This window comes from Granulicatella sp. 20925_1_45, assembly GCF_041433555.1.
Taxonomy (GTDB): domain Bacteria; phylum Bacillota; class Bacilli; order Lactobacillales; family Aerococcaceae; genus Granulicatella.
In genome coordinates, this window is sequence record NZ_JAPWBR010000009.1 from 15,698 (window position 1) to 33,028 (window position 17,331).

Here is a 17,331-nt window from a genome sequence, read left to right on the forward strand (position 1 = left end):
TCTTTTTATTCAAAAAATGGTGCATCTGGCGTAATGCGAATCGGTTGAATCGATTTCGCCTTTCCAGTTTTATCGTCAATATCAATCAAACAAGCACTTAATTGGCCTTCATCTTCTTCAGCTACTTCGAATCGTGCCGGTAATTGATTGAGGAACTTCGTAATAATAATATCGCGTTCCATCCCGAGAATTCCGTTATACGGACCTGTCATTCCCACATCACAAAGGAAGGCTGTCCCTTGTGGAAGAACGCGGGCGTCATTTGTTGGCACATGCGTATGTGTTCCAATAACGGCAGATACTTTCCCGTCCAAGTACCAAGACAATGCTTGTTTCTCACTCGTTACTTCGGCGTGGAAGTCAATAAAGATAATCGGCGTTCTCTTTCTAGCTTCTTCAACCGTCTCGGTGATTTTGGCAAAAGGATCGTCCAGCGTATTCATAAAAACTCGGCCTTGCAAGTTGATGACGGCCACTTCTTTATCGTTACATTTTACATAAACGATTCCTTTTCCTGGAACGCCTGCTGGATAATTGAGCGGTCGTACCATTTTTGTGGCATCTTCAATGAAATCAAAAATCGCTTTGTTATCAAAGGCATGATTTCCAAGCGTTACAACGTCTGCACCAGCCTGCAATAACTCCTTATAAATCTTCTCCGTAATTCCTTTTCCATGGGCAGCATTTTCCCCATTAATCACGGTGATTTGCGGTTTATATTTTTTCTTTAATTTTGGAACATATTGTGCGACCATCTCTCTTCCAAGAGAACCGACAACATCGCCAACGAATAATAATTTCATAAGAGTGCCTCTTTCTAAATCAATGTAGCTCTATTTTACCATAAAATAAGGCTAGAAAATACCTAGATACAACTCTAGACTAGGTCATTCCATTAACAGATAGGTAAACTAATTGTAAATGCCTGTTTTAATTCTTTCATACATTCTCCTAAAAACAAAAAAAGATTGAAAGCCTGATATACCCAGGCCTTCAATCTCATATTTTAACTTATTTTTATAAAGATTTAAATGTATTCACTACATTTTCTACAGTGAATCCTAATGTTTCCATTACTTTGTTTCCGTTGCCAGATAATCCAAAGCGGTCGATTGTCACAGTTGCACCATCTAAACCAACGTATTGACCCCATCCGAAACTTGCGCCCATTTCAACGGCTACACGTTTACGAACATCGCTTGGTAATACTGCTTCACGGTATACTTTTGGTTGTTCTTCGAATAAATTCATTGAAGGCATTGATACAACAGATACATCAATCCCTTCTTCTGCAAGAACTTTTTGCGCTTCAATGGCAAGCGCTACTTCAGAACCTGTCGCAATCAAAATACCTTCTGGAGTATCGCATTTTTGTGGGCTAACCACATATGCCCCACGTTTCACACCTTCATAAGCTAATTCCTGTGAGTGTTCAAGAACTGGTAAGTTTTGGCGTGAGAAAACTAATACTGATGGACGGTTTTTTGCTTCTACAGCTACTTTCCACGCAGCAGATACTTCGTTACCATCAGCAGGACGAATCACGTTTAAGTTTGGAGTTGCACGGAACGCTGCTAATTGTTCGATTGGTTCATGCGTCGGTCCATCTTCCCCAACCGCAATTGAGTCATGTGTATAAACATAGATTGCTGGTAAATGAGAGATTGCCGCAACACGCATTGCTGCTTTTAAGTAATCTGCAAATACGAAGAATGTACCTCCATAAGCACGGTTACCACCATGGAGTAACATACCGTTCATGGCTGCTCCCATCGCAAACTCACGAACCCCAAACCAGATATTTCTTCCACCGTAATTTTCATGCGAGAAGTCTGTATCTGCTTTATTCATTGTATTGTTTGATGAAGAAAGGTCCGCAGATCCACCCCAGAAGAATGGAATATGTTTTCCTAATTCTTGAATTGCAGCTTGGCTTGTCACACGAGAAGCCATTGCTGGGCTACCAAATTCATATGAAGGTAATACTTTTTCTAAGTCTACTTTAATGTTTTCTGCAAAGCTATCTTCGAATTCTTTTGCAAGCTCTGGATATGCTTGTCTATAGCCTTCGAATAAAGTTTTCCATTCGTTGTAGTCAATTTCGCCTGTTTGCACTAATAATTTATCGAAACGGTGTTGCACTTCTTCTGGCACTTCAAATGGGCCATATTCCCATCCGTAGTTTGCTTTCGTTGCAGCAATGCCGTCAGGTCCTAAAGGAGCCCCGTGAACTTTATTAGTTCCTTGGTTTGGAGCACCGTAACCAATAACAGTTTTTACTTCGATAATTGTTGGTTTTTCTTTTTGGCATTGTGCTTCTTCGATAGCTTCAGCGATTTCATCTAAGTCGTTTCCATCTTCAACGCGAATATAGTTCCAACCTAACCCTTTGAAGCGTTTCTTCACATCTTCAGTGAATACTTTATTTAAAGGTCCATCTAAACAAATATCGTTCGAATCGTATAACACGATTAATTTATTTAATTTCAACGTTCCAGCTAAAGATGCTGCTTCGTAAGAAATACCTTCCATTAAGTCCCCGTCCCCACATAAGACATAAGTGTGGTGGTCAACGACTGGGTATCCTTCACGATTGAATTTCGCAGCAAGGTGCGCTTCAGCCATGGCCATCCCAACAGCATTTGCAAACCCTTGTCCAAGAGGACCCGTTGTTGCATCTACCCCATCAGTGTCATGTACTTCTGGGTGTCCAGGTGTTTTACTTCCAAGTTGGCGGAAATTTTTCACATCTTCAATCGATAAGTCATAGCCTGATAAATGTAATAAGGCATATAACATTGCAGATCCATGACCTGCTGATAATACAAAGCGATCGCGATCCACCCAATTAGAACGTTTTGGGTTAACTTTCAAATATTTAGACCAAAGTACATAAGCCATTGGTGCAGCACCCATTGGAAGACCAGGGTGTCCTGAATTCGCAGCTTGAATCGCATCCATACTCAATGTACGAATTGTATTCACTGCTAGTTGATCGGTTTTATCAAACATACAATCACTCCTTAAATATTTTTTCCTTAATCGGAACTTACTCTTCTATTTTACTAATCCAAGACTGCTTTTGCAACCGTTATTTTTATGATAAATAAAACATAGTAAACCCTTGCAAAATACATATTTCCTTCACGGGTTCCACATATTTTTTGTAACAAAAAAAGGCTGAAATTTTCAGCCTTCTCTCATCTATTCTGCGTCTCGGTTATGCAATCCTTTTTCTTTTTGAATCGCTTTTAGTTTATCTGGAGTCACGTCATTTCCTTCTTCATCGACGAATTTTAATCCTTCGATGTGGTTACGCATGCCTCCACGAAAAGCTTCCAAATACTCTTGACGTAAAAGTTGTTGTTCTTTTTCTTCCGTTGGAGTTAATTTTCCTTCTTTTTTCTTTTTCGCTAATTCATTAATACGGTTTAATTTTTCTTCTGATAACATTTTTGTCATTCCTTTCCTTGGCTTCGTCTCCTAGTGTAGCACGAGACGACATTTTTTCCTAAAAATCTGAATTACATACGAACGTTTGTTTGATTTCTGTTTACAAAGTGTGTTACACTAGTCTCAAAGAAGGAGATGTTCCGATGACAAATTTAAAAGATTCTAGACAATTAGATGTATTACAGTTTATTTATAAAGAAGTTCAAGAGCACGGTTATCCGCCAACAGTGCGTGAAATTTGTAACGCCGTTCAGCTTTCTTCGACTTCAACCGTTCATGGTCACTTATCAAGACTTGAGAAAAACGGCTTAATTCAACGTGACCCAAGTAAACCACGTGCCATTGAATTAACAATGGCTGGACTCAAAGCAATCGGCGCTAAATCAACGGCGATTCCAATGCTTGGTGTGGTAACAGCCGGTGAACCAATTCTCGCTGTAGAAGAAGCAAGTGACTTCTTCCCTATCCCACCAGACTTACAAAACGATGCAGATGATTTATTCATGCTTCGTATTAAAGGGGACAGTATGATTAATGCTGGGATCTTCGATGGCGATTCTGTCATTGTCCGTAAACAATCAACTGCCTCAAATGGTGAAATCGTCATTGCGATGACTGAAGAAGACACTGCAACTTGTAAGAGATTCTATCTTGAAAGCGACCATGTGCGCCTAGAGCCAGAAAACGACACAATGGACCCTATCATCTTACCGAACTGTACGATTTTAGGAAAAGTAGTTAGTTTATACCGCAGTCGTATTTTCTAAACCAAATGAAAATCTCCGCTCAAATCCGAGCGGAGATTCTTTTTTTTGATTAAGCTTTTAATGTTACTTTCCCTACTTCTGCTTTACCTTCTACTAAGCCTTCTGTAGCTACCGCAATAGATTCCACTTTATCCATATTCGTAAAGAGCACCATCATTGCAGTATCTTTACCAGCTTCTTTTAGTGCTTCTAAGTCCACAGTCGATAATACTGTATTTTCATCCACCTTTTGGCCAACCGTTACTGTCGTTTCAAAAGGCCCGCCTTTTAATTCAACCGTATCGATTCCCATATGAACAAGCACTTCTAATCCGCCAGCAGTTTGAATGCCTACAGCGTGAAGTGTTAGGAATACATTTACGACTTCCCCTTTTACTGGAGAAGTAATCACACCACTTGCTGGAATAACCGCAAATCCGTCACCCATCATTTTGCCTGCAAAGACTGGATCATTCACTTGTGTAATGGGAACAATTTCTCCTCCTGCTAGTGCAAATACTGGCACTTCTTTTTCTACTTGATTCTTTTTAAAAAATCCAAACATTTTATCGTCTCCTTATTCTGGTTGAATGGCATGTAATGTATTTGAGAAAATCGAGCGTTTGCGTTCCTTATCGATTTCCTTGTAGTAACTATATAAAATATCGACAATGACAAGAACTGGGAATTGCGGTGTAATGGCCGTTCCTTGCTCTAAGGCATTCTTCATCGCGATGAGCACTAATTCGTCACAATCCTGTTGCAACTCTTCGCTCTTCTTAGAGGTAATCAGAACGGTTTTCGCTCCTTGAAGTTTGGCGATATTCACGGCATTCACAACACTTTCGTTGGCCGACACCGTTATTCCAATCACTAGGCAATCTTCATCGACTAATACGCGGTTCATCAGCATCGTATGTAAATCCGTAATCGCCTCACAAATCATCCCGAGTCGCATAAATCTGAACTTCATCTCCAGGGCTGCTAACCCGGAACTTCCTTGTCCGTAGATATACACGCGCTTAGCCTTACTGAGCATATCACACACATGAATCAGCTGTGCTTCATTGATGAGTGAGAAGGATTTCGTTAAGAGGTCTGCATAATCGTCCAACACAATTTTGGTTAAATCATTATGCAAGTTTGTCTCTTCTTGTTTCCCTTTTTGATAGTCATAAATAAACTGTCGATATCCTTTATAGCCACACTTTTGAGCAAATCGTGTTAAGGACGGAATCGATACGAATAATCTTTTAGATACTTCTTGTGCGGATAACGATTCATTTTCCGGAATCACACTCAAGAAATATTTCGCAATCGTTTTTTCAATCGGTGTCAACGTATCATAAATCGATTCAATCATCGGTGCTACTTTTTTCTCAAATGACAACATCTGCTTTTCCCCTTTGCATTACTACTTTCATTATAGCACAGGTTCCGGGAAAGATTTTGCCTTTTTTCAAAAAATAAAAGATGGACTAATCGTTAAGACTAGTCCATCTTTTGAGTGAGTTTAAACGACTAATCGTCTACACCTAAAATTTCATTAATATTGTTCTTGTAAAGAATTGCTTTCGCACCGTAAATGGCTTGAATACCACCTTTAACTTCTAGAACATCTACAGCTCCGATATCTTTCAATGTCGCTTTATTAACTTTGTCGACCTCTTTTACAGATACACGTAGACGAGTGATACAAGCATCCACATCTTCAATATTTTCTGCTCCACCTAGAGCTTCAATAATACGAACACTGTCTTGTTTCAAGCTGTCGCGTGTTTCAACAACTGGTTTGTCATCTGATAACATATCATCTTCAATACGTCCTGGAGTTGCTACATTGAATTGAGTGATGAACCATCTGAATACGACATAGTATAGACCACTCCAGATAAGTCCAAATGGAATTTCTAATAACCAGTTTGTCTTATCGTTACCTTGCAAGATACCGAATAATGTGAAGTCGATAACCCCGCCTGAGAATGTATTACCAATAGAAATATTTAGAATATCTGCGATGAAGAAGCTTACCCCATCAAGGAATGCATGAATAACATATAATACTGGGCTTACGAATAAGAACATGAATTCGATTGGTTCTGTAATACCAGTGATGAATGAAGTTAAGGCAACCCCTAAGAATAAACCTGCGTATTTTTTACGACGAGCTTTTGGTACACAGTGATACATTGCTAAGCAGGCTGCTGGAAGACCGAACATCATTGTTGAGAAACGACCAGCGAAGAAACGAGTTCCTTCAGTGAATAGACCTACGTGGTTAGGATCTGCCAATTGAGCAAAGAAGATTTTTTGAGCCCCAGCAATTGTTTGACCAGCTACGACTTCCACTCCACCTAATTCTGTATACCAGAACATTGGATAAATCATATGGTGTAATCCGACTGCACCACATAAACGCATTAAGAATCCATATAAGAATGTACCAATAGGACCCGCTTGTGAAATATATCCACCAGTTGAAACTAGTAATTGTTGGAATGGTGGCCATACTACGAAGAAGATAGCCCCAACAAAGATAGATGCAAATGAAGTTACGATTGGAACAAAACGGCTACCACCGAAGAATCCAAGAACTTGTGGTAATTGGATATTGTTGTAGCGGTTATGTAACCAAACAGCGATTGCACCAATTACGACAGCTCCGATAACCCCAGTATCAATTGAAGCATCTTTACCCATGTATAATCCTACAAGAGCTTTAATTGTCGCAGTCATTACTAAGTAACCAGTTACCCCAGCAAGTGCTGCAGTCCCTTTGTCACGTTTTGCTAAACCGATACATAAGCCACACAGAGAAGAAGTGAAAGGTTTGCAAAGATAACTTCCCCTGCTTGGCTCATTACTTTAAAGATTGCTTGTAATACATCGTTATTTAATACAGGATATGTTGCCACCGTTACCGGGTTGGATAAAGCTCCACCAATCCCTAATAACAAACCTGCTGCCGGTAAAATGGCAATCGGCAACATAAAGGCCTTCCCAATTTTTTGTAAAAATTTAAACATGTGGTTTTCCCCCTTAAACTATAAATCAGTAATGTTTAATCTTTTCCTACTTGTTGAATCGCATCAACAAATTTTTTCGTGATGAGTTGTGGACGAGTAATCGCTGAACCTACAACGACACTATACGCACCTAACTCAAGCACACGTTTTACCTTTTCAGGTGTATCGATATTGCCTTCTGCAATAAGTGGGTGTTTGATTCGTGCTAACACTGTTCTCAATATTTCAAAATCATTTTCTTCAATTTTGTGACCTTTACTTTGTTTTGTATACCCTACTAAAGTACTTCCAATAAAATCAAAGCCGAGTTCATCAGCATGAATCATTTCTTCTACCGTTGAACAGTCTGCCATCAGTAATTGTTCTGGATATTTTGCTCTGATTTCATGATAGAAATCATCAAGTGTTTGTCCATTTGGACGAGTAGATGTAGTGGCATCGAGAGCAATAATCTCTGGTTTCACCGTCATCAATTCGTCAATTTCTTTCATCGTAGCGGTAATAAAGACGTCGGCATCATCATAATCACGTTTAATAATTCCAATAACTGGTAAGTCGACAGCTTCTTTGATCGCTTTGATGTCAATCACTGAATTGGCACGAATTCCTTTCGCTCCTCCTTCCTGTGCAGCAACTGCCATACGAGCCATAATATAATCACTATGTAATGGTTCATGCGGCAATGCTTGGCATGATACAATTAATTGACCTTGTAATCTCATAAACAGCCTCCTTCTATTTTTAGTAAAACCCTTACATTTTTAGTATATCTACTTCAGAAAACATTTTCAATATTACCTCTATTTTTAGTAACTACTTTCAGAATAAGGTAGAAAATACGACTCCCTCAGGCCTTTATCGAAATTACTTTCATCAAAAAAGCCACTCTTGCAAGAACAAGAATGGCTTTTCGTTACATTTTAATCAATTGATGTTTGAACGCGTAAATCGTTGCTTGCGTTCTATCTTCTACTTCTAATTTCGAGAGAATATTTGAGACGTGCGTTTTCACTGTCTTTAATGTGATAAACAACTCGTCAGCGATTTCCTGATTCGATTTTCCTTGAGCGATTAAGAGTAACACTTCTAATTCACGTTGTGTTAAATCTTCATGCAAGAAATGTTGCTGCTTCATTTGGATACGGTTCACGAGTTTATCCGTTACTTGAGGTTCAAATACCCCATCCCCTTGATATGTATCTCGAATGGCTTTTGCTATTTGAGAAGCAGAAGCTGTTTTTAAGATATAGCTCTTTGCTCCGGCGTTAATAGCAGGAAAGACTTTCTCATCATCAATAAAGCTTGTTAGGATGATGATTTTTGCTTGCGGCCACTTTTCAAGAATTTCTTTTGTCGCTTCAATCCCATCCATCTCTGGCATCACAAGGTCCATTAGAATGATATCTGGTTTTAATTCGAGTGCTTTCTCAACACCTTCACGACCATTCTTAGCTTCATCAATCACTTCAATATCATCTTGCATCGATAGATAAGAAGACACACCAAGTCGTACCATCTCATGATCGTCTACTAGTAATACATGTATCATTATTCACCCTCCATGTTACGACTGAGCGGAATCTTAATTTCAATTGTCGTCCCTTGATTTGGGAAGCTGACAATTTTCACTTGTCCACCGAGTCCTTGCACTCTTTCTTTCATATTATTAATTCCATAGCTTCCTGGAAGAATTTCCTCCGTATTAAATCCAACTCCATTATCTTCTATTTTAAAGAGAACATTGGAGTCTGTTTGACGTAAGTATACTTCTAATGTGGTTGCGTGCGAATGACGCAATGTATTCGATAGAAGTTCCTGTGCGATTCTAAAGAGATGATCCTCGACCCCTTCTGGTAGTTGGACGTCTTCGATATCCCAATGAATCTTCATCTGTACTTTCGTTTGCAATTCGACGAGTAATCCTTCAATACCTGCTTTCAATGATTTATTTTCCAGTGAAATCGGTCTTAAGTGTAGAAGCAATGCTCTCATCTCCGCTTGCGCTTGTGAGAGTACATGTTCAATCATCTTCAGTTGCTTTTGTTCTTTCTCATCGAACTTGTCTGCACGTTCATTTAACGCAGAAATCATCATCATTGCTGCAAACAACTGTTGGCTTACAGAATCATGTAATTCACGAGCGATACGGCGTCTTTCTTGTTCAATGACCTGCTCTTTCGTTTCAGTCCCTAAGAACTGTGGTTTACTACCTAATTGTTGCAATTCGAGCGATAAGTTTTCTAAGCGTTCTGAAATAGCCGCTGTCTGTTCATAAAAGACATTTAAATCTACAACAGTTGCTTCATTAATCCAGTTGGGTTGTTGTTCTTCTTTTACTAATGAATACTTTGCTCTTTGAATCATTAGTAATTGCTCACCCATTTTACGTTCTGCTTGACGATTCAAAATCATCATTGCACCAGCTGTCATCAAACCAAGTAATAAGATTAATAACAAAAACAACGTCATCGTCCCAAGAATCTCTTGAATACTAAGCGTCTCTACTAATTCATAGCGAATCCATTTTCGGAATAGGAATAGGAAAATGGTACTAACAAAGCTATACACTGCTGAATAGAGCATCCAGCTTTTTAAGAGGCGTTGCTTCATGCTTCAATCACCTCAACCTTCCCAGCGACGATGGTTGTATAAATCTTAACCCGTTTCGTACTGCGATTATAACCTGCACTATACAGTTGAATCGATTCATTACTTAGTGTATAGGTTTGATTCTCAAATTCAACTTGTCCACCAAAGCCATGATGATGAATCATCACCCCAACACCATACGGAACAAGAATTCGAACACGACCAAATCCTTTTCGGATCACGATTACATTCTCTTTAGCAGGTAGAATGGTATTCCCTAAATCGATAATCGTATCTCCTGCAAATTGTCCTGCATTAATGTCATTCCATTCGTATGGCTCGTCTCCTATCACTTGAGAACCAAGCCAGTCATAACGATGTATTGAGCCAGGTTCAGGAGTGTCTTCACGCGAATCTACAAAAATATACTCTTGCTTCTGTCTCTTTGAAAATAAGCCCGAAATGGAAGAAATCGAGAAATCATTTTTATCAAATAGTACTATTAGCAATGCTCCAATCATTCCAAGCCAAATTCCAGAAGTCGAAAGTAATGGTAAGAGAATAAATAATGCTCCAAAGCACATTCCACTATTTCTTAAAAATTTAATGTGTTTAAAAATAACAAAACTAGATAGAGTAATCACGACACCAATTGAAAAGAAGATGAATAGGCCTATTCTAGATGTAATCTCTAAAGCAGATACAATAACCCCAATTAATAAAATAATTAGTACTAGTTTAATTTTCTTCATCTTCTCACCTCCATTACAGGTATTAGTATACCATCTTCTCACGTTCAATCCTATCATGAATTCAAAACTCGTCCATCAGACTTAAGGATGAAATCCAACAAAAAAGAGCTAGGACATTTCCTAGCTCTTCTCTATTTCAAATGAATCAATTACGCAGATTGAATATCAATAATTCTGATCTTCATTTCTCCGCCTGGTGTTGGAATCACCACTTCTTCATTTAGTTTTTTACCAATAATTCCTTTGGCAATTGGAGAGTCATTTGAAATTTTACCTTCAACCGGGTTTGCTTCAGCACTACCCACGATTGTGTAAGTTTCTTCATCTCCATCTGGTAATTCGATAAACGTAATTTTTCTTCCTAGTGAAACAACATCTTTTTCTACATTGTTATCATCGATGATTTCCGCAAAACGAATCATTTTTTCTAACGTTGAAATACGTCCTTCCACGAAAGCTTGTTCATCTTTAGCTGATTCATATTCAGAGTTTTCAGATAAGTCACCGTAACTACGAGCAATTTTGATACGCTCTACGATTTCTTTACGTTTAACGACTTTTAATTCTTCTAATTCTGCTTCAAGTTTTGCTTTCCCTTCAAGCGTCATTGGAAATACTTTTTCAGTCATACGATTCTCCCCTATATCGTTTTTTTAGATTATCTAAATCTACAATGCTAAAACTTTAACATTTTATAACCGAGATTGCAAGTCTTAATTTGAAATTTAATTCGATTTTAAAATTTTATTCCATAAAAATCCCCTAGGATAAGCTTTCCTAGGGGTTAACAATTTAATTTAAATGAGATAAAATTGAAGCAATTTTCGTAGTCATTAAGTCAATCGCAACTGTATTTGAACCACCTTCTGGGATAATAATATCCGCAAATTTTTTCGTTGGTTCAATAAATTGGTGATGCATCGGTTTTACAACGGACATATATTGGTTGATGATGGAATCGAGCGTTCTACCACGTTCTACCATGTCGCGTTTAATACGGCGAATAATACGAATATCATCGTCTGTATCCACATACACCTTGATGTCCATTAAATCACGTAACCGTTCATCTTCAAGAATTAAAATCCCTTCAATTAAGATGACATCTTTTGGTTCTTGATGGATGGTTTTATCACTTCTTGTATGATTTTCGTAATCATATACTGGTTCTTCAATCGATTCAAAATTGATTAATTTATTCATATGTTCAATTAATAAATCTGTATCGAATGCAAATGGATGGTCATAGTTTGTTTTTAACCGTTCTTCAAACGGCATATGACTTTGATCTTTATAATAGTAATCTTGATCAATCTTACAAATCGTTAAATCTGGGAAGTTCGCCAAAATTTTACGACTCACACTTGTTTTCCCACTCCCAGAACCACCTGTAACTCCAATGACGATTGGCTTTTTCTTTTCCATGACCTACTCCTTATTATCAATATACTTAGCTTTTAACTCTAAATGTTCCTCATACGTCTTCGCATAATAGATTTCTTTTGTCTTAATATCTGCTAGGAAGTATAAGTAGTCTGTTTCAGCTGGTTCCATAGCTGCAACGATTGCATCTTCACTTGGACTGTTATAAGGTCCAGGCCCTACGCCATAGTTTTGATATAAGTTATATGGAGAATCTACTTCTAAATCTTCTAAAGAAAGAGCTTCTTTATGTTCGCCTAAAGCATATTGAACAGATACGTCTGTTTGAAGCTTCATATTCTCTTTAATACGGTTATGGAATACACTAGAAATCTTTTTACGATCTTCTAATTTCGTTCCTTCTTTTTCAATTAAAGAAGCTAACGCCATAATTTCTTGTAAAGTATAGTCACTTGCTAAAATCTTATCGTAGTATTTCGACATGACTTCATCTGTTTTAGCAACCATTTCAGTAATTAGCATTTGAAGTGTTTTTGAGTCATTCATATCGTATGTCGCTGGGAATAAGTATCCTTCAAGCACATATTTTACTTGGTAACCGTTATATGATTGAGTCAATAATTTCGGGAATTTTTGAACTAAATAACGTAAGAAGTCTTCGTCTTGAACTTTTGCCATGAAATCTTCGGCAGAGTATTTTGTAGATTTCTCAACTTCTTTCGCAATTTCTGTTAATTGTTCCCCTTCACGAATCAGAACTTTAGTCGCGTTTTGATCTTTATCTTTTCCTTGACCAGAAAGTTCCGCAATAATTTCGTCGAGCGTCATACTTTTAGAAACATGGTACAATCCTGATTTAAATCCAGAAACGTTTTTGAATTTCAAATAGAAGTTAAAGAGTTTCGAATTACGGATAATTCCTTCTTTTTCAAGTGCTTTTGATACTTCTTTGACAGATGCGCCTTGTTCAATTTCAAATGAAACAAGTTCTGTTTGAGCTGTATCAACTGGTTGTGTTTCTCCTTTAATGTAATTCCAAGTAAAGAATCCCCCTACTAGGACAATTACTAAAAGTGCAATCATAAAATATTTCATTATCTTTTTGATAATAGAAGTTTCCTTTTTACGAATATCGCGTTTCGTATCCGTATCAGAAATTAAGGAATGTTTTTTATGTTCTTCTTGAGACATTGTCTTCCCCCTTAAATTGGCATCAAATGATACCCATAGTTGTAGTTATTATACCTCATTCTTATTGAAAAATGAAGAAAGTCTATCATAAAGAGTGCTATTATAACAAAAAAAGCTTGAGGTTTCCCCCAAGCTACATTGTTGATTATAAATCTTCTTCAGCTAAGAATGTGTTTAATACTTCTTCAACCATATCCCATTCAGCTTCTGTTTCGATTGGGTTTAATTGGCCGTCAGTACCATCTTCGCCTTCAACATATGAGAATGCTTGTAATTCTACTTCTTCTCCTTCAGGAATTCCTGCTGGGTAGCATAATACATATGATTTGTTGAAATCATCTGATTCGAAAGTGAATAATACTTCGTGTAAAATTTCATTTCCTTCTTCGTCGATGATTGTAATATGTTCGTGACCTTCGTGGCCTTCTAAGTGATCATGTTCATGATCGTGATCGTGATGTTCTGTCATTTTCTTTCCTCTTTCCTTTGTTATTGATTTCCATTTAAATCTAAATAGTTTTGCAAAATCATGACTGCAGCTAGCATATCAATGACTTGTTTGCGTTTCTTTCTTGAAACATTACCCTCTTCGACAAGCATGCGTTCAGCCTGCATCGTCGTCAGTCTTTCATCATGAAAGACGATTGGAATTTCGAGTCGTTTTTCTAGGCTTGCACCATAACGACGGGACGCTTCTACACGTGGTCCTTCCGTATTATTCATATTTTTTGGAAGACCGATGACGATTTTTTCAACACCATACTCTTCTACTAACTCGACAACACGTTTGAACCCAAACTCTGAAGCATTCTCATTAATCGGAATCGTTTCAACCCCTTGAGCAGTCCATCCCATTAAATCACTAACGGCGACGCCCACAGTTTTACTTCCGACATCTAATCCCATTAACCTCATACTAGGCATCTCTTCCTGTTGAGCGGATATAATGTCTAATGAGTTCTTCCAAAATCTCATCTCTTTCGTGGCGACGAATTAGGTTACGTGCATCACGATGTCTTGGAATATAAGCTGGGTCTCCAGATAACAAATATCCTACGATTTGATTAATCGAACTATATCCCTTCTCATTCAACGCATCATAAACGATGGTTAATGTTTCTTGAACGGTTTTTTCGTCCTTTTCATTAAATTTAAATAGGACTGTTTCATCTATTGAACTCATAGCGACACCTCATTTCAATATATATACTCATTTTACAAGATTTTGGGCGAAACTACAATCGATACTTACCGATTCTTAATATTTAGAAAGCCTTTCCTTTGCTTATAAAACAAAAACCTTCCTTAAAACTCACTCAGGAGTCTAAGGGAGGTTTCATCATTTCTATCATTATTTAGCTAAATATTCTTTTAGCAATTCGAATGCTTGTGGAATACCTGCAGGGTTCTTACCACCTGCTTGCGCCATATCAGGACGGCCTCCGCCTCCACCTTGGATAGCTGGAGCAATCGCCTTAATGATATCGCCTGCTTTTAATCCTTTTGCATTTGCGTCTTTCGATACGGCTACTAAAAGATTTGCTTTATCATGTGAAGCTGTACCTACTACAAAGATATCGCTGGCACCTTTTTGTCTCCATGTATCTGCTAATTGACGTAATTCATCCATCTCTTTGTTTTCAAGAGCTACAGTGATGAATGAAGTTCCGTTCACTTCTTCTACGTTATTGAAGACATCTGCGACTTCAGCTTTCATGATTTTCGCTTTTAGTTTTGCAATTTCGCCGTTTGCTTCTTTCAACTCTTGGCCTAAAGTTGCAACGCGTTCTACAACAGTATCCAATTGAACAGCTTTTACTTCGCCAGCTACTTGTTTTAATAAGTTTTCGTGATGGCTTAATAAGTCAAATGCTTCTTTACTTGTAACAGCCTCGATACGACGAACGCCAGCACCGATACCTGATTCAGAAACAATCTTGAATAATCCGATGTCTTGAGTGTTTCCAACGTGGATACCACCGCAAAGTTCGATTGACCAGTCCCCAATGTTCACCATACGAACTAAGTTGCCGTATTTTTCACCAAAGAGGGCCATTGCTCCACGGCTCTTCGCATCTTCTAATGTCGTTTCAATCGTAAACACTTTTAAACCAGCCCAGATTTTCTCATTAACGATACGTTCCATTTCAGCTAATTCTTCAGCAGTAACTTGTCCGAAGTGACTGAAGTCGAAACGTAAACCAGTTGGTGTTACAAGAGAACCTGCTTGGTTTGCGTGAGTTCCTAGAACATCTTTTAATGCTTGGTGTAATAAGTGAGTTGCTGTATGGTTTTTAATGATTTTCGCACGTTCAGATGCATCAACCACTAATGTGTAAGTTGCGTTTACTTGTAAGTCGCCTAACACTTCAACCGTGTGTAATGGTTGTCCGTTAGGAGCTTTCTTCACTTGTAAGACATTCGCTACAACTGTACCGCTGGCATCTTGGATTGTACCGTGGTCGGCTAATTGTCCACCCATTTCAGCGTAGAAAGGTGTACGGTCGAATACTAATTGCGCATGCGCATCTTTATGTGCAGATTCAACTAATTCATCATCTACAACAATCGCTTTTAACACGCCTTCTTCAGTTGTTGAAGCATATCCAACGAATTCACTCTCTACAGTGATATCACGTAATACTGCAGATTGTACGTTCATTGATGTTTCTGTATTACGAGCAGCACGCGCACGGTCTTTTTGTGCTTGCATTTCTGCTTGGAAACCTTCTTCATCGACAGTGAAACCATTGTCACTTGCGTATTCTAATGTTAATTCATATGGGAATCCATAAGTATCATATAGTTTGAACGCATTTTCGCCAGAAAGAGTTGTTTCGTTTGCTTCTTTCATATCCGCAAAAATAGTTTCTAAGATTGCTAAACCATCGTGAATTGTTTCTTGGAAACGATCCTCTTCGTTGGCAATCACTTTTTGAATGAATTCCATGTTTTCAGTTACTTCTGGATAGTAGCTGTGCATAATTTGAGCAACCGTTGGAACTAATTTAGTTAAGAATGATCCTTGAATTCCTAAACGTTGTCCGTGCATTACTGAACGACGGATTAAACGACGGATGATATATCCACGACCTTCGTTTGAAGGAAGCGCGCCATCCCCAATTGCAAAGCTTACCGCACGAATGTGGTCAGCGATAACTTTGAATGATACATCAGTTTCTTTAGATTCATTGTATTTCTTACCAGCGCTTAAGCTTTCTAATTGCTTAATAATTGGCATAAATAAGTCTGTTTCGAAGTTTGTTGGTGTATCTTGGATAACAGAAACTACACGTTCAAGACCCATCCCCGTATCGACGTTCTTATGTGGTAATGGTGGATAAGTTCCGTCTGGCATATGGTTGAATTGAGAGAATACTAAGTTCCAAATTTCTAAGTAACGTTCGTTTTCTCCTCCAGGATAGTTTTCTGGATCATCTTCTGCTAAGTTATTATATTTTTCTCCACGGTCGTAGAAAATCTCAGTATCCGGACCACATGGACCAGCACCGATATCCCAGAAGTTATCTTCTACTGGAATGATATGATCTTCTGGAAGACCAACTTTATCCATCCATAATGTTTTTGTTTCTGGATCTTCTGGATAGTAAGTAACGTATAGACGATTTGGATCAAGTCCTAACCATTTTTCACTTGTTAGGAATTCCCATGCCCATGGAATCACTTCTTCTTTGAAGTAGTCCCCGATTGAGAAGTTCCCCATCATTTCGAATAATGTATGGTGACGAGCTGTATGCCCTACGTTTTCGATATCGTTTGTACGAATACTCTTTTGAGCATTTGTAATACGTGGAACTTCTGGTGTTTCCGTTCCATCGAAGTATTTCTTAAGTGTCGCAACCCCCGAGTTAATCCATAGTAATGTTGGATCGTTTACAGGAATTAAGCTCGCACTTGGTTGAACCTTATGTCCTTTTTCTTGGAAGAAATCAAGGTACATTTGACGAATTTCGCTACTTGATAATTTTTTCATCTTCATTCTCCTTCTTTTTGTAAATAAAAAAACTGCCCCATTGCTGCAAGGGCGTCCTACCGCGGTACCACCTTGCTTACAATGAAACAGCTGTTCATTCATCTCTAATTCCGATAACGCTGGAAGGGCGTTTGTATTTCTACAAAGTTTTCAATCGGGAGCACGATTTTGATGGCTATTTTCACCAGACAAGCCTC

General features: G+C 38.2%; 17 protein-coding genes and 1 pseudogene. 1 reads left to right on the forward strand and 17 read right to left on the reverse strand.

The annotated features are described in order from the left end of the window. Window positions 1-5: 5 nt before the first annotated feature. The 3 genes from O3798_RS04190 to O3798_RS04200 form a co-directional block, all read right to left on the reverse strand. Window positions 6-803, reverse strand: a complete 798-nt coding sequence (locus tag O3798_RS04190) for a TIGR00282 family metallophosphoesterase (protein WP_371463543.1) — start codon at window positions 801-803, stop codon at window positions 6-8. A 214-nt stretch (window positions 804-1,017) separates the two neighbouring features. Continuing rightward, complete coding sequence (gene tkt, locus O3798_RS04195; RefSeq protein WP_371463545.1) at window positions 1,018-3,012, reverse strand: transketolase; 1,995 nt, start codon at window positions 3,010-3,012, stop codon at window positions 1,018-1,020. 192 nt (window positions 3,013-3,204) lie between these two features. Further along, the gene (locus tag O3798_RS04200; RefSeq protein ID WP_371463599.1) at window positions 3,205-3,453 is read right to left on the reverse strand and encodes a DUF896 family protein; all 249 of its coding nucleotides are present in this window, start codon (window positions 3,451-3,453) and stop codon (window positions 3,205-3,207) included. Between the two features lie 143 nt (window positions 3,454-3,596). On the opposite strand from O3798_RS04200, the gene lexA reads away from it, so the two are divergent. Beyond that, the gene (lexA, locus tag O3798_RS04205) at window positions 3,597-4,220 is read left to right on the forward strand and encodes a transcriptional repressor LexA (RefSeq protein WP_048710956.1); all 624 of its coding nucleotides are present in this window, start codon (window positions 3,597-3,599) and stop codon (window positions 4,218-4,220) included. A gap of 49 nt (window positions 4,221-4,269) precedes the next feature. Here the strand turns inward: lexA and O3798_RS04210 are convergent, their stop codons facing one another. The 14 genes and pseudogenes from O3798_RS04210 to alaS form a co-directional block, all read right to left on the reverse strand. Continuing rightward, on the reverse strand, window positions 4,270-4,764 hold the full coding sequence (locus O3798_RS04210; protein ID WP_371463547.1) for a PTS glucose transporter subunit IIA: 495 nt from the start codon (window positions 4,762-4,764) through the stop codon (window positions 4,270-4,272). Window positions 4,765-4,776: 12 nt separating this feature from the next. After that, window positions 4,777-5,562: a MurR/RpiR family transcriptional regulator gene (locus O3798_RS04215; RefSeq protein WP_371463549.1), complete on the reverse strand. Its 786-nt coding sequence runs from the start codon at window positions 5,560-5,562 to the stop codon at window positions 4,777-4,779. Window positions 5,563-5,720: 158 nt separating this feature from the next. Beyond that, a pseudogene (locus tag O3798_RS04220) lies at window positions 5,721-7,225 on the reverse strand (PTS transporter subunit EIIC). Window positions 7,226-7,260: 35 nt separating this feature from the next. Next, complete coding sequence (locus tag O3798_RS04225) at window positions 7,261-7,953, reverse strand: N-acetylmannosamine-6-phosphate 2-epimerase (RefSeq protein WP_371463601.1); 693 nt, start codon at window positions 7,951-7,953, stop codon at window positions 7,261-7,263. A 185-nt stretch (window positions 7,954-8,138) separates the two neighbouring features. Beyond that, entirely contained in the window at window positions 8,139-8,774 is a 636-nt protein-coding gene (locus tag O3798_RS04230) for a response regulator (protein ID WP_371463551.1), read from the reverse strand. Then, window positions 8,774-9,835, reverse strand: coding sequence for a sensor histidine kinase (locus tag O3798_RS04235; RefSeq protein WP_371463553.1), 1,062 nt, complete (start codon window positions 9,833-9,835; stop codon window positions 8,774-8,776). Before O3798_RS04235 ends, O3798_RS04230 begins: the two co-directional genes overlap by 1 nt. Beyond that, window positions 9,832-10,566 carry a cell wall-active antibiotics response protein LiaF gene (gene liaF / locus O3798_RS04240; RefSeq protein WP_371463555.1) on the reverse strand — a complete coding sequence of 245 codons (735 nt, stop codon included), beginning with the start codon at window positions 10,564-10,566 and terminating at the stop codon, window positions 9,832-9,834. Before liaF ends, O3798_RS04235 begins: the two co-directional genes overlap by 4 nt. A gap of 149 nt (window positions 10,567-10,715) precedes the next feature. Next, a complete protein-coding gene (gene greA, locus O3798_RS04245) occupies window positions 10,716-11,195 on the reverse strand; it encodes a transcription elongation factor GreA (protein ID WP_048710963.1) in 480 nt (159 codons plus the stop codon). Window positions 11,196-11,358: 163 nt separating this feature from the next. Further along, window positions 11,359-11,991, reverse strand: coding sequence for a uridine kinase (gene udk, locus O3798_RS04250; protein ID WP_371445850.1), 633 nt, complete (start codon window positions 11,989-11,991; stop codon window positions 11,359-11,361). Between the two features lie 3 nt (window positions 11,992-11,994). Further along, entirely contained in the window at window positions 11,995-13,140 is a 1,146-nt protein-coding gene (gene mltG / locus O3798_RS04255; RefSeq protein WP_371463557.1) for an endolytic transglycosylase MltG, read from the reverse strand. A 145-nt stretch (window positions 13,141-13,285) separates the two neighbouring features. After that, a complete protein-coding gene (locus O3798_RS04260; RefSeq protein ID WP_048710966.1) occupies window positions 13,286-13,609 on the reverse strand; it encodes a DUF1292 domain-containing protein in 324 nt (107 codons plus the stop codon). A gap of 20 nt (window positions 13,610-13,629) precedes the next feature. After that, window positions 13,630-14,055 (reverse strand): Holliday junction resolvase RuvX, encoded by a 426-nt coding sequence (ruvX, locus tag O3798_RS04265; protein ID WP_371463559.1) that lies wholly within the window; start codon window positions 14,053-14,055, stop codon window positions 13,630-13,632. Between the two features lies 1 nt (window position 14,056). Next, the gene (locus O3798_RS04270) at window positions 14,057-14,323 is read right to left on the reverse strand and encodes an IreB family regulatory phosphoprotein (protein WP_048710968.1); all 267 of its coding nucleotides are present in this window, start codon (window positions 14,321-14,323) and stop codon (window positions 14,057-14,059) included. A gap of 168 nt (window positions 14,324-14,491) precedes the next feature. After that, window positions 14,492-17,134 carry an alanine--tRNA ligase gene (gene alaS / locus O3798_RS04275; protein ID WP_371463561.1) on the reverse strand — a complete coding sequence of 881 codons (2,643 nt, stop codon included), beginning with the start codon at window positions 17,132-17,134 and terminating at the stop codon, window positions 14,492-14,494. Between the last annotated feature and the right edge of the window lie 197 nt (window positions 17,135-17,331).